The organism is Halomonas sp. 3A7M (assembly GCF_014897875.1).
Classification (GTDB): domain Bacteria; phylum Pseudomonadota; class Gammaproteobacteria; order Pseudomonadales; family Halomonadaceae; genus Vreelandella.
In genome coordinates this window covers 43,197-65,190 of sequence record NZ_JABUZD010000114.1, presented here as the reverse complement: position 1 = coordinate 65,190, position 21,994 = coordinate 43,197, and the positions used below count along the sequence as shown (strand labels likewise).

At 55.0% G+C, this 21,994-nt stretch carries 19 protein-coding genes; 10 read left to right on the top strand and 9 right to left on the bottom strand.

Features of this window, described 5'->3' with window-relative positions:
• The first annotated feature begins 108 nt into the window (after positions 1-108).
• Together INT19_RS10240 and INT19_RS10235 are read left to right on the top strand one after the other, a co-directional pair.
• Positions 109-543 carry a type II toxin-antitoxin system RatA family toxin gene (locus INT19_RS10240; RefSeq protein WP_038480655.1) on the top strand — a complete coding sequence of 145 codons (435 nt, stop codon included), beginning with the start codon at positions 109-111 and terminating at the stop codon, positions 541-543.
• Positions 533-844, top strand: a complete 312-nt coding sequence (locus tag INT19_RS10235) for an RnfH family protein (protein ID WP_089039931.1) — start codon at positions 533-535, stop codon at positions 842-844. The genes INT19_RS10240 and INT19_RS10235 overlap by 11 nt, the downstream gene beginning before the upstream one ends.
• A 22-nt stretch (positions 845-866) precedes the next feature.
• Here INT19_RS10235 and INT19_RS10230 read toward each other — a convergent pair whose 3' ends face one another.
• Complete coding sequence (locus INT19_RS10230; RefSeq protein ID WP_089039930.1) at positions 867-1,316, bottom strand: outer membrane protein assembly factor BamE; 450 nt, start codon at positions 1,314-1,316, stop codon at positions 867-869.
• Between the two features lie 72 nt (positions 1,317-1,388).
• On the opposite strand from INT19_RS10230, the gene fur reads away from it, so the two are divergent.
• The gene (gene fur, locus INT19_RS10225; protein ID WP_009723762.1) at positions 1,389-1,841 is read left to right on the top strand and encodes a ferric iron uptake transcriptional regulator; all 453 of its coding nucleotides are present in this window, start codon (positions 1,389-1,391) and stop codon (positions 1,839-1,841) included.
• Positions 1,842-1,951: 110 nt separating this feature from the next.
• Here the strand turns inward: fur and recN are convergent, their stop codons facing one another.
• A complete protein-coding gene (gene recN / locus INT19_RS10220; protein ID WP_193060651.1) occupies positions 1,952-3,625 on the bottom strand; it encodes a DNA repair protein RecN in 1,674 nt (557 codons plus the stop codon).
• A gap of 201 nt (positions 3,626-3,826) precedes the next feature.
• Between recN and grpE the strand changes: the two genes are divergently transcribed.
• The 4 genes from grpE (at position 3,827) to INT19_RS10200 (ending at position 8,930) form a co-directional block, all read left to right on the top strand.
• Positions 3,827-4,456, top strand: a complete 630-nt coding sequence (grpE, locus tag INT19_RS10215) for a nucleotide exchange factor GrpE (protein WP_172419685.1) — start codon at positions 3,827-3,829, stop codon at positions 4,454-4,456.
• Positions 4,457-4,624: 168 nt separating this feature from the next.
• Positions 4,625-6,559, top strand: coding sequence for a molecular chaperone DnaK (gene dnaK, locus INT19_RS10210; protein ID WP_193060650.1), 1,935 nt, complete (start codon positions 4,625-4,627; stop codon positions 6,557-6,559).
• Positions 6,560-6,669: 110 nt separating this feature from the next.
• Positions 6,670-7,824: a molecular chaperone DnaJ gene (dnaJ, locus tag INT19_RS10205; protein ID WP_193060649.1), complete on the top strand. Its 1,155-nt coding sequence runs from the start codon at positions 6,670-6,672 to the stop codon at positions 7,822-7,824.
• A gap of 203 nt (positions 7,825-8,027) precedes the next feature.
• The gene (locus tag INT19_RS10200; protein ID WP_193060648.1) at positions 8,028-8,930 is read left to right on the top strand and encodes a DMT family transporter; all 903 of its coding nucleotides are present in this window, start codon (positions 8,028-8,030) and stop codon (positions 8,928-8,930) included.
• Here INT19_RS10200 and INT19_RS10195 read toward each other — a convergent pair.
• Genes INT19_RS10195 through INT19_RS10185 form a run of 3 tightly spaced genes read right to left on the bottom strand, consistent with a single transcriptional unit; the run spans position 8,908 to position 11,838 of the window.
• The gene (locus INT19_RS10195) at positions 8,908-9,657 is read right to left on the bottom strand and encodes an ABC transporter ATP-binding protein (protein WP_193060647.1); all 750 of its coding nucleotides are present in this window, start codon (positions 9,655-9,657) and stop codon (positions 8,908-8,910) included. The two genes, INT19_RS10200 and INT19_RS10195, sit on opposite strands and share 23 nt — an antisense overlap.
• Positions 9,651-10,721: a FecCD family ABC transporter permease gene (locus INT19_RS10190; RefSeq protein ID WP_193060646.1), complete on the bottom strand. Its 1,071-nt coding sequence runs from the start codon at positions 10,719-10,721 to the stop codon at positions 9,651-9,653. The genes INT19_RS10195 and INT19_RS10190 overlap by 7 nt, the downstream gene beginning before the upstream one ends.
• The gene (locus INT19_RS10185) at positions 10,711-11,838 is read right to left on the bottom strand and encodes an ABC transporter substrate-binding protein (RefSeq protein WP_193060645.1); all 1,128 of its coding nucleotides are present in this window, start codon (positions 11,836-11,838) and stop codon (positions 10,711-10,713) included. The genes INT19_RS10190 and INT19_RS10185 overlap by 11 nt, the downstream gene beginning before the upstream one ends.
• A gap of 272 nt (positions 11,839-12,110) precedes the next feature.
• Here INT19_RS10185 and INT19_RS10180 point away from each other — a divergent pair, with 272 nt between their 5' ends.
• Positions 12,111-12,392, top strand: a complete 282-nt coding sequence (locus INT19_RS10180; RefSeq protein ID WP_193060644.1) for a DUF2218 domain-containing protein — start codon at positions 12,111-12,113, stop codon at positions 12,390-12,392.
• 139 nt (positions 12,393-12,531) lie between these two features.
• Positions 12,532-13,338 carry a 4-hydroxy-tetrahydrodipicolinate reductase gene (gene dapB, locus INT19_RS10175; protein ID WP_089039924.1) on the top strand — a complete coding sequence of 269 codons (807 nt, stop codon included), beginning with the start codon at positions 12,532-12,534 and terminating at the stop codon, positions 13,336-13,338.
• Between the two features lie 135 nt (positions 13,339-13,473).
• Here the strand turns inward: dapB and guaD are convergent, their stop codons facing one another.
• From guaD to INT19_RS10155, 4 genes are all read right to left on the bottom strand, one after another.
• Complete coding sequence (gene guaD, locus INT19_RS10170) at positions 13,474-14,823, bottom strand: guanine deaminase (RefSeq protein ID WP_193060643.1); 1,350 nt, start codon at positions 14,821-14,823, stop codon at positions 13,474-13,476.
• A gap of 35 nt (positions 14,824-14,858) precedes the next feature.
• A complete protein-coding gene (gene xdhB, locus INT19_RS10165) occupies positions 14,859-17,270 on the bottom strand; it encodes a xanthine dehydrogenase molybdopterin binding subunit (RefSeq protein WP_193060642.1) in 2,412 nt (803 codons plus the stop codon).
• Entirely contained in the window at positions 17,254-18,738 is a 1,485-nt protein-coding gene (xdhA, locus tag INT19_RS10160; RefSeq protein WP_193060641.1) for a xanthine dehydrogenase small subunit, read from the bottom strand. The genes xdhB and xdhA overlap by 17 nt, the downstream gene beginning before the upstream one ends.
• Positions 18,739-18,844: 106 nt before the next feature.
• On the bottom strand, positions 18,845-20,203 hold the full coding sequence (locus INT19_RS10155) for an NCS2 family permease (RefSeq protein WP_083000706.1): 1,359 nt from the start codon (positions 20,201-20,203) through the stop codon (positions 18,845-18,847).
• 575 nt (positions 20,204-20,778) lie between these two features.
• On the opposite strand from INT19_RS10155, the gene carA reads away from it, so the two are divergent.
• Positions 20,779-21,924: a glutamine-hydrolyzing carbamoyl-phosphate synthase small subunit gene (carA, locus tag INT19_RS10150; protein WP_193060672.1), complete on the top strand. Its 1,146-nt coding sequence runs from the start codon at positions 20,779-20,781 to the stop codon at positions 21,922-21,924.
• The last annotated feature ends 70 nt before the right edge of the window (positions 21,925-21,994 follow it).

The following is a 21,994-nucleotide window of genomic DNA, read 5'->3' as shown; positions in this document are numbered from 1 at the left end:
TGTCAGTAGCACCCCCTTCGTTATGTGGGGAGGCGTGATACCATTCAAGGTCTACAAAAATGTTTCCCATGATACGCTTTGGGCACTGTGAAGTCAGCGGAGAGGTCAATGCCAACCGTTAATCGTACCGCCTTGGTGCGGCACACCCCCCAACAAATGTTCGATCTGGTTAATGACTTCGAACGCTATCCCGAGTTCCTGCCGGGGTGTCGCCGTGCGCGCCTGCTAGAGCATGACGAGGCGCATTTGATTGGCGAGATGACCCTTGGACGTGCGGGTGTGGAACAAACAATCACTACTCGAAATGATTTATATGCCCCCGAGCGGATTGAGTTGTCGTTAGTAAAAGGGCCGTTCAAGCAGCTTAAAGGGCGTTGGTTATTTATCCCGATGGGGGAAAACGCCTGCAAAGTCAGCTTGGAAATGGAATTTGTATTTGCCAATCGCTTGCTTAGCATGGCGTTTGGAAAATTATTTCAGCAAATTGCGGGGCAGCTTGTCGATGCCTTCACGAAGCGTGCTGACGAGCGCTATGGCCGTTGATACGTTCGCGGTAGAGGTTGCCTTCGCCTTGCCGCGCAAACAGCGTCTAGTGGCCTTACAGGTGCAGCAAGGCACAACCGCACGGCAAGCGGTAATGATGGCAGATCTACCAAGCCTGTTTCCCGAGATCCCCAGCGATACCTTTGAACAGGCACCGCTGGGAATTTTTGGCAAAGCGCTGCGCCAGCCTGAACAAGAAGCGCTGCGTCCAGGCGACCGCGTTGAGGTGTATCGTCCATTAGAGATAGACCCCAAAGCTGCCCGCCTGGAGCGGGCAAAGCGTCAAGCCAGAGGCGGGTAACTTATTCGGGAGGCATCACTGGCTATGGCGCTGTGGCATTTTCTGACGTAGGTACTCGCTGACTAGGTGCGTTGATGCCGGTGATTGGATCTGCTGTTTCTGTTGCAGGGCCTGCGCCGGTGTCCGTGCTGATCGGCAGATCGCTAGAGAAATCACCTTGCTGTTCAACGTTCACCAAACGTCCCATGTTATCGAACGTGAGGGTTACACGCCGCTGCTCAACATCCGCGTACGCTTTATCAATACGATAAACGTAATCCCATTCTCGCGTGTCAAACGGGGCTTCCAGCAACGGGCGACCCATCACATAAGTGACTTGTTCTCGGGTCATTCCTGGCTGTAATTGGCTGACCATTTCTTCGGTCACCAAGTTGCCCTGAGGGATGTCGCGCTTGTAAACGCCAACGTAGCTGCAGCCGCTAACAACGGTTAGGGCAACGGAAAGAGTAATGATGCGAGTCAATTTTTGCATTTGAGCCTATTCTTCACTATCGTGGTTTCGGTCGATCATACCCGACCTAACCTGTTACTGCGAAGAGCAACCATGGCCGATCAGAACCATGAACTGCGCAAAGCCGGGCTGAAAGTAACCCTGCCGCGCGTCAAGATCCTGCAGATTCTCGAAAATGCTTCGGGTCAACACCACCTTAGCGCAGAAGAAGTGTACAAAACACTGATTGATGCGGGCGAGGATGTTGGCTTGGCTACCGTGTACCGCGTGCTGACTCAGTTTGAATCAGCAGGCTTGGTGATCCGTCATAATTTTGATGGTGGCCACGCGGTGTTCGAGATGACTCAAGAAGACCACCACGACCATATGGTGTGTTTAGAAAGTGGTGAAATCATTGAGTTTGTCGATGAAATCATCGAGCGACGTCAGCAAGAGATCGCCGAAGAGCACGGCTATGAACTTGTGGACCATGCCCTGGTGCTTTACGTACGCCCCCGTGGGTCGGACGTAACCCGACAGGACAGCGGCCCCACAAATAAAAAATAGTCGCGCTAAATAAAACGCCCCTAGGGTGCGAGTGATGACTCATTCGCGCCCTAGGGGCGTTTTTTATAGTGTGTGGCGTTTGCTAGCGCGTTGTCGATTGAAAAAAGCGCTTAGTGCGGTGGCCGTTGGCTCGCGTGCAGCATTTCGCGGGCGTGGGCGAGTGTTTGGTCAGATAGCGTTACACCGCCCAACATGCGGGCGAGTTCGCTGATACGCCCCTGTTCGTCCAGCAGGGCCATATGGGTCAGCGTGCTATCTCGTTTGGCGCGTTTTTCAATATGCAGGTGCTGATGCGCCTGAGCGGCGACCTGAGGCAGGTGGGTGACAGTCATTACTTGACCGTTTTCGCCGAGCTTGCGCAGCAGTTGACCGACAATTTCGGCCGTCGCTCCCGAGATACCCACGTCCACTTCATCGAAGACCAAGCTGGGAATGGTGGAGTGGGAAGCGGCCACCACTTGAATGGCAAGGCTGATGCGCGATAATTCACCGCCCGAAGCCACTTTGGTTAGCGGCCTAGCGGGCTGGCCTGGGTTCGCGCTAATCAGGAATTGGACGTGGTCCAGGCCTTCCGGCGTAGGCGTTTCACGCGGGGTAACGTCCACGTCAAAGCGTGCTTTACCCATCGCCAAGAACCCTAGTTGTTGTTGCACTTCTTTGCCCAAGTGAACGGCGGTTTTTTGTCGCGCCTCGCTTAGTTGTTTGGCATCGCTGCGATAGCGCTCGCGGTATTCAGACACTTGGTTGCTTAACGACTCCAGGTCGTCGTCGCTGGCTTCTAGCAGTTCGACTTCCTGGCTGAGTCGGGCATGCAGTGCGCAAATCTCTTCCGGGGCAACGTGGTGTTTACGGGCAATACGGTGGACATCGCCAAGCCGTTCTTCTACCCAGGCTAGGCGCTCTGGGTCTAGTTCAGTTGTACTGGCAAGACGATTTAGCTCGCTGGAAGCTTCCTCTACTTGAATGCGCGCATCGCTAAGCATAGCCAAGGTATTGGCCAGTGTGCCTTTGTCACTGCCGGGTAACGCGCTTAAATGGGCATAGGCTTGATTTAACAGCGACAGAGCGCCACCTTCATCGCTCGCGCAGCAGTCGGCGGCAAACTGGGTTTCACGCAGCGTCTCTTCCGCATGGGCGAGGGTATGCTGCTCCTCTTCTAGCGTTTGCAGCTCACCCTCTGCCAGTCCCAGTTGATCTAATTCTTCTACTTGGTAGCGCAACAGCTGCCGCTTTGCCTCAACTTCACTGCCTTCTTCGCTGAGTTTTTTTAATCGCCGCCGGGCGCTGCGCCACTCGCGGAAGGTTTCAGCTAGTTGCTGGCTACGCTCACGTAGCCCGGCATAATCATCTAGCAGGGCGAGGTGGGTTTCTTCACGCATAAGCGCCTGATGAGCATGCTGTCCATGGATTTGAATCAGCTGCTCGCCCAGCGATTTTAGGTCGGCGATGGTGGCGGGGTGGCCATTGATCCACGCTTTGGAGCGACCGCTGGCGGTAACCACACGGCGCAGCAAGCACTCTTCAGCAGGCAGCTCGCGAGCAGTCAACCACTCTGTGGCAGCGGGTAGGTGTTGAATATCAAAACGCGCGGAAAGGTCGGTGCGCTCACGTCCATGGCGCACGCTGCCAGCGTCGGCACGCTCGCCCAAACATAGGCCAAGGGCGCCGAGTAAAATCGATTTGCCTGCCCCAGTTTCCCCGGTAATCGCCGTCATACCACGGGTTAGGTCGAGTTCAAGGCGGTCAACAATAGCGTAATCTTGGATTGCTAGCTGCGTGAGCATAAGGCCTCCTGAGGCGGTGCGGCACAGAAGCTGGATACTTATCCAATAATTGTTGTTTTATACAGTAGTCTATAACTCACTTCAATGCCCCTCTTGAGATGGCTTTTATGGCCCCCATATAGCGTCCATACGTGGTTAATACTCGTTACTTAACCGAGGTGGCCGTTAATGCCACCGCTGCATACTTTTCAGGAGCTAGGCATGGCAAAAGAACCGCAAACCCCATTAGATGATGAGCTGGCCCGCCAAGAGCAAGAGGCGGAAGTCACCGAGCAAGCGGCTGAAGAGCGCCTGGTCGAGGGTGAGCTGGAAGGGTTAATCGAGGACGACGCTGCGTTAGAGGACGGCGTGGGAAACCCGGAAGCCGATATGCTAGCCGCTCAGGTGGAAGAGCTTGAGCAGAGCTTGGCGGAAGCTAAAGACCAAGCGCTACGTGCCGCTGCTGAAGCTCAAAACGTGCGTCGCCGAGCTGAGCAAGAGGCTGAAAAAGCACGCAAGTTTGCTTTAGAAAAATTTGTTAAAGAGCTGTTGCCCGTTGTTGATAGCCTGGAAAAAGCCCTAGAGAGCATGGAAGACGGAGCCTCTGACGTACATCGTGAGGGCGTTTCCATGACCCTCAAAATGCAGTTAGGCGTATTGAATAAATTTGGCGTGGAAAGCGTTGAACCCCAGGGTGAACCCTTCGACCCCCAAGTTCACGAAGCGATGGCGATGGTGCCGAATCCCGAGCTTGAACCCAATACCGTCATGGATGTGATGCAGAAGGGTTATTTGCTTAACGGCCGCCTAGTTCGCCCCGCGATGGTGGTGGTTAGCCAAAAAGCCAATTAAGCATTGGCTGACGCAAAGCAAAAAAAGCCCCTTGAAATGCTGCAAGCGGCCCCCAAATAAAGGGCAACCCGCGGGAAAACCCGCAAACGCTTTAAATTTCAAAAAGCAGATTTTTGACATCAGCTTTCAAACATCAGTTTTGTAACAACCGAATTCGAGGTTTTTGCTATGGGACGCATTATTGGTATCGACCTGGGCACCACCAACTCTTGTGTGGCAGTGCTCGATGGTGACAGCGCTAAAGTCATTGAAAATGCCGAAGGCGGCCGCACTACGCCTTCCATTATTGCTTACACCGACGATGGTGAGACGCTGGTAGGCCAGGCGGCAAAACGTCAGGCCGTCACCAACCCTGAGAACACCCTTTACGCGATCAAGCGCCTGATTGGCCGTCGCTTCAAAGATGATGTCGTACAAAAAGACATCAAAATGGTGCCTTACAAAATCGCCGAAGCCGACAACGGTGATGCCTGGGTTGAAGTAAAAGGCAAAAAAATGGCGCCGCCGCAGGTAAGTGCGGAAGTGCTGAAGAAAATGAAGAAAACCGCCGAAGACTACCTCGGCGAAGCGGTAACTGAAGCGGTCATCACCGTACCGGCGTACTTTAACGACAGCCAGCGCCAGGCCACGAAAGATGCGGGCCGCATCGCCGGTCTTGATGTTAAACGCATCATTAACGAGCCGACCGCTGCTGCATTGGCCTACGGGATGGACAAATCCCGTGGTGATAAAACCATCGCGGTATATGACCTGGGTGGCGGTACTTTCGATATCTCTATTATCGAAGTGGCCGACGTTGACGGCGAAACTCAGTTTGAAGTGTTAGCCACCAACGGCGACACCTTCCTGGGCGGCGAAGACTTCGACTTGGCGCTGATCAACTACTTAGTTGACCAGTTCAAAGCGGACAGCGGTATGGATCTGTCTGGCGACAACCTCGCGATGCAGCGCCTGAAAGAAGCGGCTGAGAAGGCTAAAATTGAGCTTTCCAGTGCCCAGCAGACAGACGTTAACTTGCCGTACATCACCGCTGACAACACTGGCCCGAAACACCTTAACGTGAAGGTGACGCGTGCCAAGCTGGAGTCGTTGGTTGAAGATCTGGTACAGCGTTCGCTCGACCCGTGCAAAATGGCGCTGAAAGATGCTGGTTTGTCTGCATCTGAAATCGACGAAGTGATTCTGGTCGGTGGCCAGACGCGTATGCCGATGGTGCAGAAGAAAGCCGCTGATTTCTTCGGTAAAGAAGCGCGTAAAGACGTCAACCCAGATGAAGCGGTTGCTGTTGGTGCGGCGATTCAGGGCGGTGTTCTTGGCGGCGACGTAAAAGACGTACTGCTGCTCGACGTTACCCCGCTGACCCTGGGTATTGAAACCCTGGGTGGCGTAATGACGCCGCTGATCGACAAAAACACCACCATCCCCACGAAGAAGACGCAAACCTTCTCCACGGCGGATGACAACCAAACGGCAGTGACGATTCACGTCGTTCAGGGTGAGCGTAAGCAGGTCTCGCAGAATAAGTCGCTGGGTCGTTTTGATCTTGCCGACATTCCGCCAGCACCGCGTGGTGTGCCGCAGATTGAAGTGGCCTTCGACCTGGATGCCAACGGCATTCTAAACGTATCGGCCAAAGATAAGGCGACCAATAAAGAGCAGTCTATCGTCATTAAAGCGTCCAGCGGTCTCACGGATGAAGAGATCGAGCAAATGGTACGCGATGCGGAAGCTCACGCGGACGAAGACAAAAAGTTCGAAGCGCTGGTGCAGCTGCGTAACCAAGCAGATGGCATGATTCACGCCACTCGCAAAACCGTGCAGGAAGCCGGCGATAAAGCGACCGATGACGAGAAACAAGCCATCGAGACCGCGATCAGCGAGCTGGAAGAAGCAGTGAAGACTGACGATCAGGACAACATCCAGCAGAAGCTGGACGCGCTGGCCGAAGTGTCTGGTCAATTGGCGCAGAAAATGTACGCCGAGCAGGCGGAAGCTGCTCAGCAGGCGGACGGCGAAAGTGCTGAAAATGCCAGCACCAAGCCAGAGGATGACGTGGTTGACGCTGAGTACGAAGAAGTCAATGACGACAAAAAGAAACAGTAAATCACCTCTATCTGCTAAGGAATGCGGTAGCGCGGGAGACAACTCCCGCGTTGCTGTTTCCGAAGCAGACGCCTAATTAAGTGCGTAGCTAACCAGGAGGCGTAGGACCCATGTCCAAACGCGATTATTACGAAGTCCTGGGTGTCGAAAAAGGGGCTGATCAGAAAGAGATCAAAAAGGCCTACCGCCGCTTGGCGCAAAAATTCCACCCTGATCGAAACCCGGACGATAACACTGCAGCGGAAAAATTCCGTGAGGTGTCAGAAGCGTACGAAGTCTTAAGCGATGGCGAAAAGCGCGCGGCGTATGACCAGTTTGGTCACGCCGGTGTTGACGGCCAGGGCGGCGGCTTTGGCGGTGGTGGGTTCGGTGGTGGTGGCGCTGGCGACTTCAGCGACATCTTCGGTGATGTGTTTGGCGATATCTTTGGTGGCGGTGGTGGCCGTCGTCGTGGACCTAATGCCCCCGCGCGTGGCAGTGATCTGCGCTACAACTTAGAGCTGGATCTGGAAAACGCCGTTTCCGGCACAACCGTTGATATCCGCGTGCCACGCCATATCGAATGTGACCGCTGCGATGGTGAAGGTGCTGAGCCTGGCTCTAGCAAAGAAACCTGTCCCACGTGCCACGGCCACGGCCAAGTGCGTATGCAGCAAGGCTTCTTCGCGGTTCAGCAAACCTGCCCGACCTGTCACGGTAGTGGCCAGCACATTAAAGTGCCGTGCCACAAATGTAACGGTGAAGGCCGCGTACGGGAAACGCGCACACTGTCGGTGAAGATTCCGCCGGGAGTGGATACAGGTGATCGCATTCGCCTGAATGGTGAGGGTGAAAGTGGTGTTAACGGTGGCCCGCCCGGTGACCTGTATGTTCAGGTATCGATCAAGCCACACCACATCTTCCAGCGCGATGGCAAACACCTGCAGTGTGACGTGCCAATTAACTTTGTTGACGCTGCATTGGGTGGGGAGCTGGAAGTGCCCACGCTAGATGGCCGTGTGAAGCTGAAGATTCCACCGGAAACTCAAACCGGTAAGCTCTTCAGACTGCGCGGTAAAGGCGTGAAGCCGGTACGCGGCGGCGCACCTGGCGACCTGCTTTGCAAAGTGGTGCTGGAGACGCCGGTCAATCTCAATGACGAGCAGAAAGACCTGCTTCGTCAGTTGCAAGAGAGCTTTGACGGCAGCAATAGCCACAGCCATTCGCCGAAGAAAACTGGTTTCTTCGACAGTGTGAAGAAGTTTTTTGAAGAGATGAAGCCGTAACGGCGATTCACTTCACAGCACATCAGCGCCCCGGCACTTTCAAGTGTTGGGGCGTTTTTTTGTTAACTAGTTATTGCTAATTCATTGTGTTGCATAGTGTAAAATAGTGGGTCTGATGGGCTTATCGCTTAATCGCTAACCGATACCCTTTTAAAGCGTGGATTATTTGCACATAACTTATTAGCACATAAGGACGAGGGCAAATGCTAGCGGATGAAGAGTCTCGCCCTGGGTTGGGCATTGGGCTGCGAGTGCTTTCTGGCGTGCTGTTCACCGGCATGTTGGTGTGTATTAAAGCGGTGAGTGACGAGGTTCCGGTAGGGCAGTCGGTTTTTTTCCGCTCGCTATTTGCGCTGTTGCCGATTGTTGTGTTTTTGATGCTACGTCGCGAGTTTCCGCAGGGATTGGCGACGCGCCGTCCACTGGGGCACGCGTTGCGCTCGGGCCTTGGGGCAGCGGCAATGTTCGCATCGTTCGCGGCGGTGGCCTTGTTACCTGTCGCGGAAACTACGTTGTTAGCCCAGCTGACGCCCGTGTTTATGGCATTGGGTGGTGTCTTGCTGCTGGGGGAGCGCTTCTCGCTTTATCGGGCGGGCGCTATTGCGTTGGCGTTAGCTGGGGTGGCGGTGCTGGTACTGCCAGGGCTTGAGGCCAGTCGCGAGCAAGGGCAGCTGGCTGGCTATGCACTAGGCGCGCTGAGCGCGCTGTTAACCGCTGGAGCGCTGCTAACCGTACGGCGCATTTCACGTACCGAAACAGCCGGTTCCATTGCCTTCTACTTTATTCTGGTCTCTGCGCTAGCGGGGTTGGCAACACTGCCCTTGGGCTGGGCACCGCTTAAGGGTGACGTGGTGTGGTTGTTAGTGCTGTCTGGCTTGTTTGGCGGTTCGGCTCATATTGCGATGACGCTGGCGCTACGTTACGCCGAAGCGTCACGCCTAGCGCCTTTTGAATATATTGCGTTGGTGTGGCCTGTGTTAGCAGATTGGATGCTGTTTGGCCTGCCGGTTTCTAGCGGCTTTTTGCTGGCATTGCCGTTGCTACTTAGCGGGGTCGGGCTGGCCACACTAGAAGGCCGCCGGATTAAACGGCTTCTTCGACAATAAGCTGAGGGCGGCCCTTTGAGCATGGCTCAATACGCGCCGTCACTTTGTAAACTTGGCGCAGTAACTCAGGTGAGATTACCTCCTCGGTTGAACCGCAGGCGATTAAACGGCCGTTCTCTAACACCATGGCTGCATCAGTGAAGCGCAACGCATGCCCGAGGTCGTGAAGGGCAACCAGAATAAGCATGTTGCGCTCATCGGCAAGGCGCCGCAGTACGCTTAGCAGGTTGATTTGGCGGTTAAGGTCAAGCGCTGAGGTAGGCTCATCCAGCATTAAAATTTCAGGCTCTTGAACCAGCGCCTGGGCGGCACTCACCAATTGGCGCTGTCCGCCGCTCAGATCACCGATATCGCGTTCGCCAAGTGCGCTGATATTGAGCTCTTCAAGCGCTCGGTCGACCTGGGTAAGGTCTTCAGGCTGCACTTTTAGGCTGCGCCCTTGCATACGTGCCAGTAGCACTGATTCGTACACCGTTAGCACTGCTTTTGCCCCCGTATCTTGAGGCATATACGCCACTGGGCGTTCGGCACTGGTGCCACTGACAATCACCTCACCGTCCCCTTTTAGCAGGCCTAAAATACGGCGAAACAGGGTTGATTTACCTGCTGCGTTAGGGCCAAGCAGGGCGACAACCTGGCCGCCCTGAAAGCGCGGCGTTGTAATGTCCTGAATAATAGGACGGCGCCCGTAGCGAGCAGAAACGTGGTTAAGTTGTAGGGTTACCATGATGCCTTCTTATGGTTGAGTACCAAAAATAGGAAGAAGGGAATGCCCACGAGTGATGTGATAATGCCAATGGGAATAATGGTGCCTGGGATAATGATTTTGGAAATCACTGAGCCAACCGAAAGAATAAGCGCGCCGCATAAAGCAGAGCCGGGCAGGAAGAAGCGCTGATCCTCACCCAGCAGAATGCGCGCAATATGTGGCCCTACTAGGCCGATAAAACCAATAGTGCCGACAAAAGCGACGGCAATCGCTGCAAGCAGCGACACCAGCACTAAAACTTCTAAGCGTAGTGTGCGTGGGTTGACACCCATGCTTTCGGCCTTGGTATCCCCTAGGCGCATAGCGGTTAGTGCCCAGCCGTGGCGCGCCAGTAACGGCATAACGGCTGCCAGTACACCGAGTGCAATCCAAAACTTTGGCCAGGTTGCCTTGGTGAGACTGCCCATGGTCCAGAAGACAACAGCGGCGACAGCCTGTTGGCTGGCAAAAAACTGAATCAATGCCATTAATGAGTTAAAAATAAACACCATCGCAATGCCTAGCAGTACGATCGTTTCCACGGTGACGCCGCGCTTAAGGCTGAGTGCGTGAATTAAAAAAGCGGTCACCATTGCCATCAGGAACGCATTGATGGGGACAACATACTCAATGGCCGCAGGAATGATCGCAACGCCAAAAGCCAAGCCCAGGGCAGCGCCAAAGCTAGCGCCGGCCGAAATGCCTAACGTAAACGGGCTGGCTAGCGGGTTGCTTAGGATCGTTTGCATCTGAGCCCCGGCCACCGAGAGGCTGGCACCGACCACTAACGCCATCAGCGCCACGGGCATGCGAATTTCCCACAAAATGACACGTGCCTGCTGGCTAACAGACTCCGGGGTAAACAAAGCAGCAACGACTTCGCCAAGACTGTAGCGTGCAGGGCCGAGTGCAAGGTCAATACACAGGCTTAAGAACAGTGCTATGACCAGCGCCGCCAAGATCATTTGGCGACGAAATACCTGGGTGCGATAGAAGGCGCGCCCGTGGGACACGCTATTCATAGCAGTGCTGTCAGTCGCCATTTAAAGATATCCAATAACCGGGTGCATAATCGATAGGCAGAAAGCGATCGTGCAGCTCGCGCATTGTCGCTTCAGGGTCGAGATCGTCAAACAGTTCGGGGTGCAGCCATTTCGCCAATTGCTGAACAGCAACAAAATAGTAAGGACTGTTATAGAACTGATGCCAAATGGCGTGGAAATTTCCAGTGTCGACCGCTTCAATACCGGTCATGGCGGTGCGCTCGGTGAGTGCTTCGAGTTTCGCGCGAGCATGATCCATGTTTGCGCCTGGTCCTACTCCTACCCAAGCGCCTCCGGGAACGTAAGCATCCCAATTGCCGCCCGTGACAACGACGTGCTCGGGGTTAGCGGCAATAATTTGTTCAGGATTCAAATTGCCGAAGCTGTTAGGAATAATGCCTTCGGCAATGTTGTTGCCGCCAGCCAGGGTGACATACTCGCCAAAGTTACCAGGGCCAAAGCTCATGCAGCATTCATCTGAATACCCGCCTGCCCGGTCAATAAATACGCTCGGGCGCTCTGGGTTGGCGTCCTCAATAACATCAGTAACCCGCGCCATCTGCTCTTCAGCAAAGGCGATGAATTCCTCGGCAGCGGCTTCATCTCCCATCAGCTGGCCAATAATCCGCATCGAGGGAATGGTATGTGCGATGGGGTCTTCACGGAAATCCACATAGACAATAGGGATATCCAGCTCGGCTAACTTATCGTCATAGGCGGCGTCTTCAGTGGCCGCTTTCGCCTCAATATTCATCAGTATGACGTCAGGGTTAAGTGCCGCAGCTTGCTCAACATCAAAGGTGCCATCTTTGAAGCCACCAAAGGTGGGGATTGCCTCAATGTCGGGGAAACGTTCCAGATAGCGGGCGTAATTGTCGGGATCCGCCTGAGAAAAGTCTTCCCGCCAGCCAACCACATGGGTAAAAGGCGTTTCTGGTTCCAGCAGGCCAAGCAGATAAATTTGCCTTCCTTCGCCCAAGACAACCCGCTCGGCAGGCGCGTCTAAGGAGACTTGACGGCCTGCAACATCGGTGACGGTGATGCTATCAGCATTGGCAGCGGTGAACGTTAAGGCGGTTAGTGCGCTAAGTAGCGTCCTGAAAGCGTGGGAAGACATAACTATATTGATCACCAGTTGGTAAGTGAAACTAACCGAGGGTCGCCAGCGCGACTATTGAGAGGTAATGCCAAGAGGAAATTGATTATGCGTGTAATTCGTATTCACTGAGCTGGGCATTATTACGAAAACAGGCTTGTTTGTCGAGGTACGCTGCTAAGGAGGTGTCGTTGGAACGTGTTGTTGCAAGGCTTTATCATTCGCCGCTTGGCGCTTTTCGCTGTGGGCATTACGCTAGTAGGAGTTCACTCGCTATCTTTGGAGAAAACACCATGCCTTTATCCCGTGCCGAAATCGTAACGCCTTCTGGTGAGCGCTTGATAAACCGCTTATGCAAGCACTGGGCACATAAGCTTGAGATTGAGCAGAATGAGCAGGAAGCCAAAATCACATTTGCCAATGGCACCTGCCTGATGCATGTCGAGGCAGATCGCTTGATTGTGTCCCTCGAAACCTTGGAAGAGGAGCATCTGGATCAGTTGGAGGGGGTGGTGGAAAGCCATCTCATGCGCATGGCAAAAGACGAGCCGCTGGAAATTGTTTGGGAGAACTAACCCGTTCGAGGCAGCGTGCGCGCTGCCTTAAGCAAGCACCGCATCATTAACAGGGGTCTGTTATAATTTCGGCCACTTTTTTATCCTTGTTTTTCTTATACCAAGCTGGGTGCCGAACGGCGCACGCGCAGGAGTTCTCATGACCCGAATTGCCATTGTAGGCGTCGCTGGCCGTATGGGCCGCACGTTAGTAAATGCGGTAGAGCAGCAGGCAGATGCCTCACTTGCAGGCGGTATCGTTGAGCCAGGTAGTTCCTTGGCGGGGGCGGACATTGGTGAGCTGGCAGGTGTTGGTAAGCGCGGTGTGGTGGCCGTTGATTCTCTCGCTGCGATTGTGGACGACTTCGATGTTCTGATCGATTTCACTGCGCCGCAAGTCACCTTGGCAAATTTGGCATTCTGTGCTGAGCACGACAAACGCATTGTGATTGGCACCACCGGCATGAGCGATGACGAGCTGGCCGAACTGGATAGCTACCGCGATAAGGTTGCTATGGTGTTTGCGCCGAATATGAGTGTCGGCGTTAACCTGACCCTCAAGTTGCTTGAGACCGCTGCAAAAGCTCTCGGTGACGAAGGCTACGATATTGAAGTTATTGAAGCGCACCATCGTCATAAAGTGGATGCGCCTTCTGGCACGGCGATTAAGATGGGAGAAGTGGTCGCGGAGAGCATCGGCCGCACGTTAAAAGAGCACGGTGTTTATGAGCGGGTAGGTCAGTGCGGTCCGCGCACCGACAAAGAGATCGGTTTTGCCACCGTGCGCGCTGGCGACATTGTTGGCGAGCACACGGTGATGTTTGCCACTGAAGGCGAGCGTATCGAAATTACTCATAAAGCCTCCAGCCGTATGACCTTTGCTAAAGGCGCGGTTCGCGCTGCTCGCTGGGTCGCTGATAAAGCACATGGTCGTTACGATATGCAGGATGTATTAGGTTTAGAGTAATGTTTTAGTACAACAGGGCGCGTTTCGGTATGCACTCTGTTGGCTGCTGAACATGACTGTTTGGATGGCCTCCGAACCTGCTGGCAGGGTGAGGGGGCTTTGTTGCTTCTGGCCCCCTCCTGATTGCTTTTCTGCTTAATTTTGACGCCGGTGCTGTAGGCGTCCTCCGGCCCAGGTTTCGAAGATAGCGCGGTCGTCGCCTAGCATCATTAGAGTGAATAACTCCTCTGCCAAACTTTCGCATCGTGCCATACGGCGTGCCATTAGCGGTGAGGCGGACAGGTCGATAACGACGAAGTCGGCATCCATGCCTGGTGCGAAACGGCCGATACGGTCATCTAGCGATAGGGATACGGCATTGCCTCTGGTCAGGGCATGGAAACCTGACCAGGCCGTCAGTGGCTGGCCGAGCAGTTGCCCTACTTGATAGCCCGCCTTGAGAGTCGCCAACCCGGAAAGATCGGTGCCAGCGCCAATATCGCTGGCCAGGGTGAGATTTAACCCATTTTCATGAGCGGCGTGGCGGTCGAACAAGCCGCTACCAAGGAAGAGGTTAGAGCTGGGGCAAAAAGCGATATTGGCACTGCGATCAGCAAGCCGCTTGCGCATACCATTGTCCAGGTGAATGCCATGGGCAAAGGTGCTGCGTGGTCCAACCAAACCAGACTGCTCGTAAACCTCAAGATAGTCACGGCTTTCTGGAAACAGCTCGGCTACCCAGTCCAGCTCGCCGAGGTTTTCCGATAAGTGAGTCTGTAGCCAGAGGCTTTCATCGTTGCGCAGCAGGCCGCCAGCGGCATCAAGCTGGGTGCGCGTGGAAGTGGGAGCAAAGCGCGGCGTAACGCTATAGCCAAGGCGATCGGTGCCATGCCAGTCGCTGATTAAGCGCTCGGTATCACGAATGCCGCCGAGGGTCTTATCAGTCAGTGCTTCAGGGGCGTGGCGATCCATGAGTACCTTGCCCGCAAGCATACATAGGCCGCGGCGTTGGGCAGCACTGAAGAAGGCATCTACCGAATTGGGATGGCTTGAGCAGAACACTTGGGCGGTGGTGGTCCCGACTCGCATCAGCTCTTTGAGAAAAGCGTCGGCCATGTTGTCGGCATGCGCGCGCTGGGCGAAACGGCACTCTTCAGGAAAGGTGTAGTCATTCAACCAGTCCAGCAGTTGGCGGCCATAAGAGGCCATGATATCGAGCTGAACATAGTGGACATGACTGTCAATAAAGCCTGGCATGACCAGCTTGTCACGCTGGTCGATGACGCTGATATCGGCGGGTAACTGAGGGGCCAGAGTGCGATAGTCGCCGACGCCCTGAATGCGACCGTCGGCCCACCATAGAGCACCGTCTTGGTGGTAGACAACGCTACCCTCTCGGGGCGTGTCACCATCGCCGGGGTCGGCATCGAAACTCAAGACCCGTGCACGTATTAACCAGGCTTGCCCCTGCTCTTGTTTCAGGCATGGTCCTTGCTCTTCATTCATAATGTTGCTCCTGAAGATAGTTAGAGAGGGAAGGCTTAATGGCCATTGCTGTGCCGTTTGTCAGCGTCAGGGGCAAGTTTGGCGCGTGCGGCTTCGGCTGCCGCCATGACTCGCTCCGGTGTGGCTGGGGTGTCCAGAGGTATCGCCTGAGTGTATCCGTTTAGGCTGGCCAAGCCGTCACGCAGAGCCGCCCATACCGACATACCAAGCATGAAAGGGGGTTCACCCACGGCCTTGGAACGATAGATGCTGGCCATGGAGTTGGGGTGGCCTTCCATTAAGGAGGTATTGAAAGTGGCGGGTAGGTCGCCGTAAGTGGGAATCTTGTAGGTCGCGGGGCCATTGGAAATCAGTTGGCCTTTATTATTCCATTTCAGCTCTTCACTGGTTAACCAGCCCATCCCCTGAATAAAACCACCTTCGACCTGGCCGATATCGATAGCCGGATTCAGTGAGTCACCCACGTCGTGGAGAATATCGACACGATCTACTAGGTACTCGCCGCTCAAGGTATCGATTGAAACTTCGGCCACCGCCGCACCAAAGGCATAGTAGTAAAAAGGGCGTCCATTGCCGGTGGCGCGGTCATAATGGATCAATGGGGTAGCGTAAAAGCCTTTTTCCGAAAGTGAGATGCGCGATAGATAAGCGGCTTGAACCAGCTCTCCCCAAGCGATGCGGCGTTCACTTTCGCCAAAGCCGGCTATTAAATAACCCTCTTTGATGTGGATGGTTTCTCGATCGAGATGGTAGTGCTCGGCGGCAAAGTCATAAAGTCGTGTTTTTAGTTTGAGTGCCGCATCGCGCGCCGCCTGGCCATTGAGATCGGCACCGCTGGAGGCGGCGGTGGGAGAGGTGTTGGGCACCTTGTCGGTACGCGTGGCGGTGATGCGCACGCTATCAAGATCCAATCCCAGCTCACGCGCAACTACTTGGCAAATCTTGGTGTGCAGCCCCTGACCCATCTCGGTGCCGCCATGGTTGATCATGACGCTGCCGTCGGTATAGACGTGAAGAAGCGCGCCCGCTTGGTTGAGGTGCTGGGCGGTGAAGGAAATGCCGAATTTTACCGGGGTCAACGCTAAGCCTTTACGAATGACGGGGCTCTTGGCGTTGAACTCTCGGATCGCTCGGCGCCGCTGCCAGTAGTCGCTAGAGGTTTCGAGTTGCTCAACCAGCTCATGCAGTAGAACGGTCTGATCTACCGTCTGGCCGTAATGCGTCGTGTTGCGGCCGTCGCGGTAAAAGTTGCGCTTGCGTATCGTCAGCGGATCTTCGCCCAGACGGCGAGCGATATCCTCCATTGCCGCCTCAATAACCATCATACCTTGGGGGCCGCCGAAGCCGCGGAAAGCTGTGTTAGAGGCCGTATGGGTGCGCGCTCGATATCCTGTAACGCGGACGTCACCCAGCGAATAGGCGTTATCCGAGTGGAACATGGCGCGATCAACAATGGCGTCGGAAAGGTCGGGTGAATAGCCACAGTCGCCGATTACATTGATATCGCCACCCAGAATCACGCCCTGAGCATCGACGCCAAGACGGTAGTCGTTATGAAAAGGGTGGCGCTTTCCGGTGACGCGCATGTCATCGACCCGCGGTAAGCGGAAGCGGCAGCTGCGCCCGGTTCGTCTAGCGATTAGGGCGGCTAGGCAAGCCCAGGGAGAAGCCTGTGTTTCCTTGCCGCCGAATCCGCCCCCCATGCGGCGAGTCTCGACGGTAACGGCATGGAAGGGAATGCCGAGCACCTCGGCAACCAGTTTCTGCGTCTCGCTAGGATGCTGGTTGGAGGTATGAATCATAACGCCTTCGTCTTCGCTGGGATGAGCGACGCAGGCTTGCCCTTCCAAGTAGAAGTGTTCCTGGCCACCGACAAACTGTTTGCCAGCAACGACAATGGCAGCGTCGGCAAAGGCTTTTTCCCAGTCTCCACTGATCTGTTGATGAGTAGGGCGTACCAGATCGCCCGCGTTGGCGGCAGCAACGGGGTCGAGGCTTGCAGGGCGCTCCTCGATCTCGATAATTGCCTTTTCGACTGCTTGACGAGCCGCACGGTGGCTGTCGGCCGCCACGGCAAATAGCACCTGGCCCGCGTAGAGCACTTCGCCGTCGGCCATGATGGGATCCCCTGGGAAAACGGGGCCAATATCGGTATGGCCTGGCACGTCTGCCACGCTAATAACATCGACCACACCAGGAGCAGACCTTACCGCTTCCAGATCCATGCGGGTAATGCGCCCGTGGGCGACAGATGACAGGCCTGCGGCTAGGTGGAGGGCATTGGCCGGAAGGGCTAGGTCATCAATATAAGCCGCGCGCCCGGTGACATGCTTGATGGCACTCTCGTGATTGGCCGAGGTGCCAGAAAAAAAACGGCCGGTATGTTGTGCTGGCTGAAATGCTTTCTGCTCAGGCTGTGGTGCTGGCAGATCAGTGAGCGTACGCATGGAGCATCACCTCCTGAGTGTGTGGTTGGGCGTGGGTAGACGATTCGATGACCAGACGCAGGCGTTCAAGTAGCGCGCTCGCTGAGCGCGTGCGGTAGTCGGCACTGCCACGAACATCGCTCATCGGTGAAAAGTCATTCGCGAGTGCTTGGCGTGCAGCCTCAAAGACGCTTGGTGAGGGGGGATTTCCTTCGAGAGCCGCTTCGGCCCCACGGGCTCGGGCAGGTATGCCGGCCATGCCACCGAAGGCCAGGCGTACATCGCGTAGACACCCATCCTCCAGATGCCAGGCAAAGGCACTCAGCACGGCAGAAATATCATCTTCGCGCCGCTTCGAGAGTTTCCATACTTTCAACTGATGGCCTGCTTGTGGGGCCGGGATGAAAACCGCGCTTAACACCTCATTGTCAGCCAAGTCGGTTTTTTTGTAGTCGATGAAGAAGTTGCTGGCGGCAATCTCGCGGGAGCCGTTAGGGCCTGCAAGACGAAGCTGTGCATCAAGAGCCAGCAGCACCGGCGGGGTATCGCCGATGGGGGATGCATTAGCAACGTTGCCGCCCAAGGTGCCGCGGTTGCGTACTTGTGCCGAGCCTAGGCGGTGTAGAAGATGGGCAAAGGTTGGATATTCACTCTCGAGTAGGGGCTCCAGGCGTGCATAGGTGACGGCTGCTCCGATCCACCAGCCGGGACGCCCGCTCGCATCCTGACCTTGTTCAATTTGCTGAAGCTCACTTACGCGGGTGGTGTCGATAAGCCGTGGTAAGTCCTTCAGTTGTTGGGTGACTTCAAGCCAAAGGTCAGTGGCACCCGCAACCAAGCGTGCTTCTGGATGGGCTGCGCGTAGGCGCACTAGGTCATTCAGCTGGCGAGGCTGATGGAAACGGCTGCTGGTTTCGTCCAGGTTGGCCACGTGCTGATTATCTTGCGCATCATTCAGTGTTGCATCTAACCATTCAGGGCGATGACCATCGATACTGTTCATTGCTAATGCCGCATCACGAATGGGGCGATAGCCAGTGCAGCGACACAGGTTGCCGCCAAGTGCGGCTTCAAGGCGCTCAGGGCTAAAGGGAGTGGCGAGCGGGTTAGTGTGCTGTTCTTCGTGCAGTGTGAACAATGACATCACAATGCCCGGCGTGCAGAAGCCGCATTGGCTACCATGGCATTCGACCATGGCTGCCTGGGCGGGATGCAGGTATTGCTGGTCGTCAGCGAGACCTTCGACGGTGACTAAGTGGCGGCCTTGGAGCTGATGAGCGGGCATGATGCAGGCGTTGGCGCTGTGGTAGCGTAGCTCGCCATTGGCATCGGGTGCCCCGATGGCTACCGTGCAAGCGCCGCAATCACCAGACGCGCAACCTTCCTTGGTGCCGGTCAGGTGTAGTTGTTCTCTTAGCAGTTCCAGAACGCTAAGGTGAACATCCGCTGTAACGCGATGCGGTTGCCCATTGAGGTGAAATGTAATCATAGTTCTACCCGTTATGTTGTTATTGGTTGCTTAATTGCTGTCCGATCGGTCAGGTGGTGCGTGAGAAACGGGGTATTTCTTGATGACTCAGCATGAGAAGAGTCGTCTATTGTGCTGTCAGTAGCATCACCACCGCTAACAGGGCGGAGACCCACATCGCAGGCTTAATCTCATCCAGCTTGCCGGTGGCCAGCCGGATGAGTACAAAGCTGATAAAACCAAAGGCGATACCCAGGGTGATGGAGTACGTCAGCGGCATTAAAATGATGGCTAGAAATGCGGGGAAGGCTTCCTCGAGACGGCTCCAGTCAATCTTTCCAATCGGTGCCATCATGAACAGCCCCACCAAGACAAGAGCTGGGGCTGTCGCGATGCTGGGAACTAGGGACAGCAACGGTGAGAGAAACAAGAAAGGCAGGAACAATACGCCAATAACGACGGCCGTGAGTCCTGTGCGGCCGCCCTGGGCAACGCCAGCACCGGATTCGATAAAGGTTTGTGCCGCGCTGGTGCCGAGAGGGGCCGCGATCATCGATGCGAAAGCATCCACCGTCATGGAACGCTTAAGGTTGCGTGGATTGCCGTTGGCATCCTTGAGATCCGCTGACTCGGATAGCGCCATAAAGCAAGACAGTGAGTCGAAGAAGTTAGTAAACAGCATCACGAAAATGAACGGCAGGTAAGCCACCTTGAGGGCGCCTAGAATATCGACCTTCATTACCGCCGAGAAATCCGGCCATGCGGCTAGGCCTTGCCAAGCCACCAATACGTCGTCACTCCACAGCCGCCCCATAGGGATTGCCAACAGAGTGGTTAGGGCGATGCCTAAGATCAGAGCGCCATTGAAGCCGCGAATGACCAGTATCGCGGTAGCCATTAGGCCAATAAAGAAGGTTATTAGGCTTGCGTTTAAATCGCCCAGGCTAATCAGGGTCGCTGGGTTGGCTACGATGAACCCGGCATTCTTGAGCCCAATAAAGGTGATGAATAGGCCTATCCCACAGGTGATGGCATAGCGCAATGAGGCTGGAATGGCCTCGATGATGGCTTCGCGAACGTTAAACAGCGCCAAAATAGCGAACAGTACTCCTGACCAGAATACGCAGCCTAGAGCAACTTCCCACGATAACCCTGCGCCAAGCACCAGGGTGTAGGTGAAAAGCGCATTCATGCCCATTCCAGGAGCAACTAAAATTGGATTGCGGGCATACAAGCCCATGGCCAAGCTACTAAAAAAGCTGATGACCACGGTGGCGGAGAGTGCTGCAGAAAAGGGAATACCCGCATCAGATAAGATGGCTGGGTTGACCACGATGATATACATCCCGGCTAGAAACGTCGCGATGCCTGCAAGCACTTCGGTCTTCACCGAGGAGCCGCGGCGGCTGACATTGAAGTAATTATCCAGGGTGCTCGTTGCTTGCACGGGAGGAGAGCCGGAATACGGCGTAGGGCTTTGTGGCATGACGATATTCTCTTTGTATTTGTTGGGTGAGCTATCGAAAAAAACGTGTTTGACCATTTGGTCAACTCGGACAAGCGTAGACAAAAAAACATCAAGAAGGCAACCAAATATATTAATTACGTACACAAAAAATTTTGGGGCGACTTCCATCCTCCTCATTTATCAATGACCTGAAGGTCGTGGCATATTGATTGCAGGGGTAAAATGGAGCATATAAAGTTGCTGGTAGTTTTAGGGCTAGCCTAAGGTCGATAAATCCTGTAACATTCCAAAAATTTTGGCCCAGTGGCTGCAAAAAGCAGCAAAATATCTGCAGCGAACGAATCGCTGTAGGGTAAGCACCGCGCTTGTTGCACTGGCCTCAGGTTAGAGAAAACAGTCAGCTAAATGCTGCGCCATGGCCATTCGCCACGGAAGAGAACAACAAGCGGGATGAAACCGATTTTTTTACTATCGGCTTCGTCCCGCTTTTTTACGACCCGACGTTTGCACGCAAACGCCGACAAACCGGATCGCCGAGCCTGCGCCCACAGGCTCCCACCAGCATGGGAGAACTTGTCTTGAATAACCCCGCATTGAGCAAACCCGCGATATTGGCCCTGGAAGATGGCAGTGTGTTTCATGGCATTGCCATTGGCGCGGATGGCGTCACAAGCGGTGAGGTGGTGTTCAATACAGCCATGACCGGCTACCAGGAAATCCTCACTGACCCTTCTTACACCCGCCAAATCGTCACGCTGACCTATCCTCATATCGGCAATACCGGCATTAATTCGGAAGATGTGGAATCTGCATCGATTGCCACAGCGGGCCTGGTGATTCGTGATTTACCCCTGCTGGCCAGCAGTTTCCGTTCAGAGCAAAGCCTCTCTGACTATCTAAAAAGCCAAAATGTGCTGGGCATTGCGGATATCGATACTCGCCGTTTAACGCGCATTCTGCGTGATAAAGGCGCGCAAAACGGTGCGATTCTGGCGGGTGCAGAAGCAGAGGGCGATGATGCGGTAGAGCGGGCGCTGGCGGCAGCGAAGGCATTTCCCGGGTTGAAGGGCATGGATCTGGCCAAGGAAGTCTCGTGCAAAGAGGCTTACGAATGGACCCAAGGCGAGTGGACGCTGGGCGAGGGCTATGCTGATGCTTCCCAAGGTGAGCGTCCTTACCACGTGGTGGCGTATGACTTCGGGGTGAAATTTAACATCCTACGTATGCTGGCCGAGCGCGGCTGCCGGTTGACGGTCGTACCGGCACAAACGCCTGCGGCTGACGTGTTGGCGATGAATCCGGATGGGATCTTTTTGGCTAACGGCCCCGGTGACCCCGAGCCCTGTGATTACGCCATCAAGGCAATTCAGGATGTATTGGAAACCAATACGCCGGTATTTGGCATTTGCCTTGGTCACCAGTTGCTGGCGCTGGCCTCGGGTGCCAAAACCATCAAGATGGGCCACGGCCACCACGGTGCTAACCATCCGGTGCAGGATTTAGACACCGGCACGGTAATGATTACCAGCCAAAACCACGGCTTTGCTGCCGATGAAGCGACCCTTCCAGCCAACGTGCGTGCCACGCACCGTTCGCTGTTCGATGGCACGCTGCAAGGGATCGAGCGCACTGACCGCCCGGCGTTTAGCTTCCAAGGTCACCCGGAAGCTAGCCCTGGCCCGCGTGATGTGGCGCCGCTGTTTGATCGCTTTATTACCATGATGCAGGCGCGTCGCTAACGCTGCCCTTGATCGCCGCCATGTAACGCCGTTTTTTTGTCGCTCATCGTCACCTATTTTGCGGGAACCG

Excerpts from the sequence above, each read along its gene's own strand:
- INT19_RS10240 (WP_038480655.1), top strand. The coding sequence starts at position 109 with ATGCCAACCGTTAATCGTACCGCCTTGGTGCGGCACACCCCCCAACAA.
- INT19_RS10235 (WP_089039931.1), top strand. The coding sequence starts at position 533 with ATGGCCGTTGATACGTTCGCGGTAGAGGTTGCCTTCGCCTTGCCGCGC.
- INT19_RS10230 (WP_089039930.1), bottom strand. The coding sequence starts at position 1,316 with ATGCAAAAATTGACTCGCATCATTACTCTTTCCGTTGCCCTAACCGTT.
- fur (WP_009723762.1), top strand. The coding sequence starts at position 1,389 with ATGGCCGATCAGAACCATGAACTGCGCAAAGCCGGGCTGAAAGTAACC.
- recN (WP_193060651.1), bottom strand. The coding sequence starts at position 3,625 with ATGCTCACGCAGCTAGCAATCCAAGATTACGCTATTGTTGACCGCCTT.
- grpE (WP_172419685.1), top strand. The coding sequence starts at position 3,827 with ATGGCAAAAGAACCGCAAACCCCATTAGATGATGAGCTGGCCCGCCAA.
- dnaK (WP_193060650.1), top strand. The coding sequence starts at position 4,625 with ATGGGACGCATTATTGGTATCGACCTGGGCACCACCAACTCTTGTGTG.
- dnaJ (WP_193060649.1), top strand. The coding sequence starts at position 6,670 with ATGTCCAAACGCGATTATTACGAAGTCCTGGGTGTCGAAAAAGGGGCT.
- INT19_RS10200 (WP_193060648.1), top strand. The coding sequence starts at position 8,028 with ATGCTAGCGGATGAAGAGTCTCGCCCTGGGTTGGGCATTGGGCTGCGA.
- INT19_RS10195 (WP_193060647.1), bottom strand. The coding sequence starts at position 9,657 with ATGGTAACCCTACAACTTAACCACGTTTCTGCTCGCTACGGGCGCCGT.
- INT19_RS10190 (WP_193060646.1), bottom strand. The coding sequence starts at position 10,721 with ATGGCGACTGACAGCACTGCTATGAATAGCGTGTCCCACGGGCGCGCC.
- INT19_RS10185 (WP_193060645.1), bottom strand. The coding sequence starts at position 11,838 with ATGTCTTCCCACGCTTTCAGGACGCTACTTAGCGCACTAACCGCCTTA.
- INT19_RS10180 (WP_193060644.1), top strand. The coding sequence starts at position 12,111 with ATGCCTTTATCCCGTGCCGAAATCGTAACGCCTTCTGGTGAGCGCTTG.
- dapB (WP_089039924.1), top strand. The coding sequence starts at position 12,532 with ATGACCCGAATTGCCATTGTAGGCGTCGCTGGCCGTATGGGCCGCACG.
- guaD (WP_193060643.1), bottom strand. The coding sequence starts at position 14,823 with ATGAATGAAGAGCAAGGACCATGCCTGAAACAAGAGCAGGGGCAAGCC.
- xdhB (WP_193060642.1), bottom strand. The coding sequence starts at position 17,270 with ATGCGTACGCTCACTGATCTGCCAGCACCACAGCCTGAGCAGAAAGCA.
- xdhA (WP_193060641.1), bottom strand. The coding sequence starts at position 18,738 with ATGATTACATTTCACCTCAATGGGCAACCGCATCGCGTTACAGCGGAT.
- INT19_RS10155 (WP_083000706.1), bottom strand. The coding sequence starts at position 20,203 with ATGCCACAAAGCCCTACGCCGTATTCCGGCTCTCCTCCCGTGCAAGCA.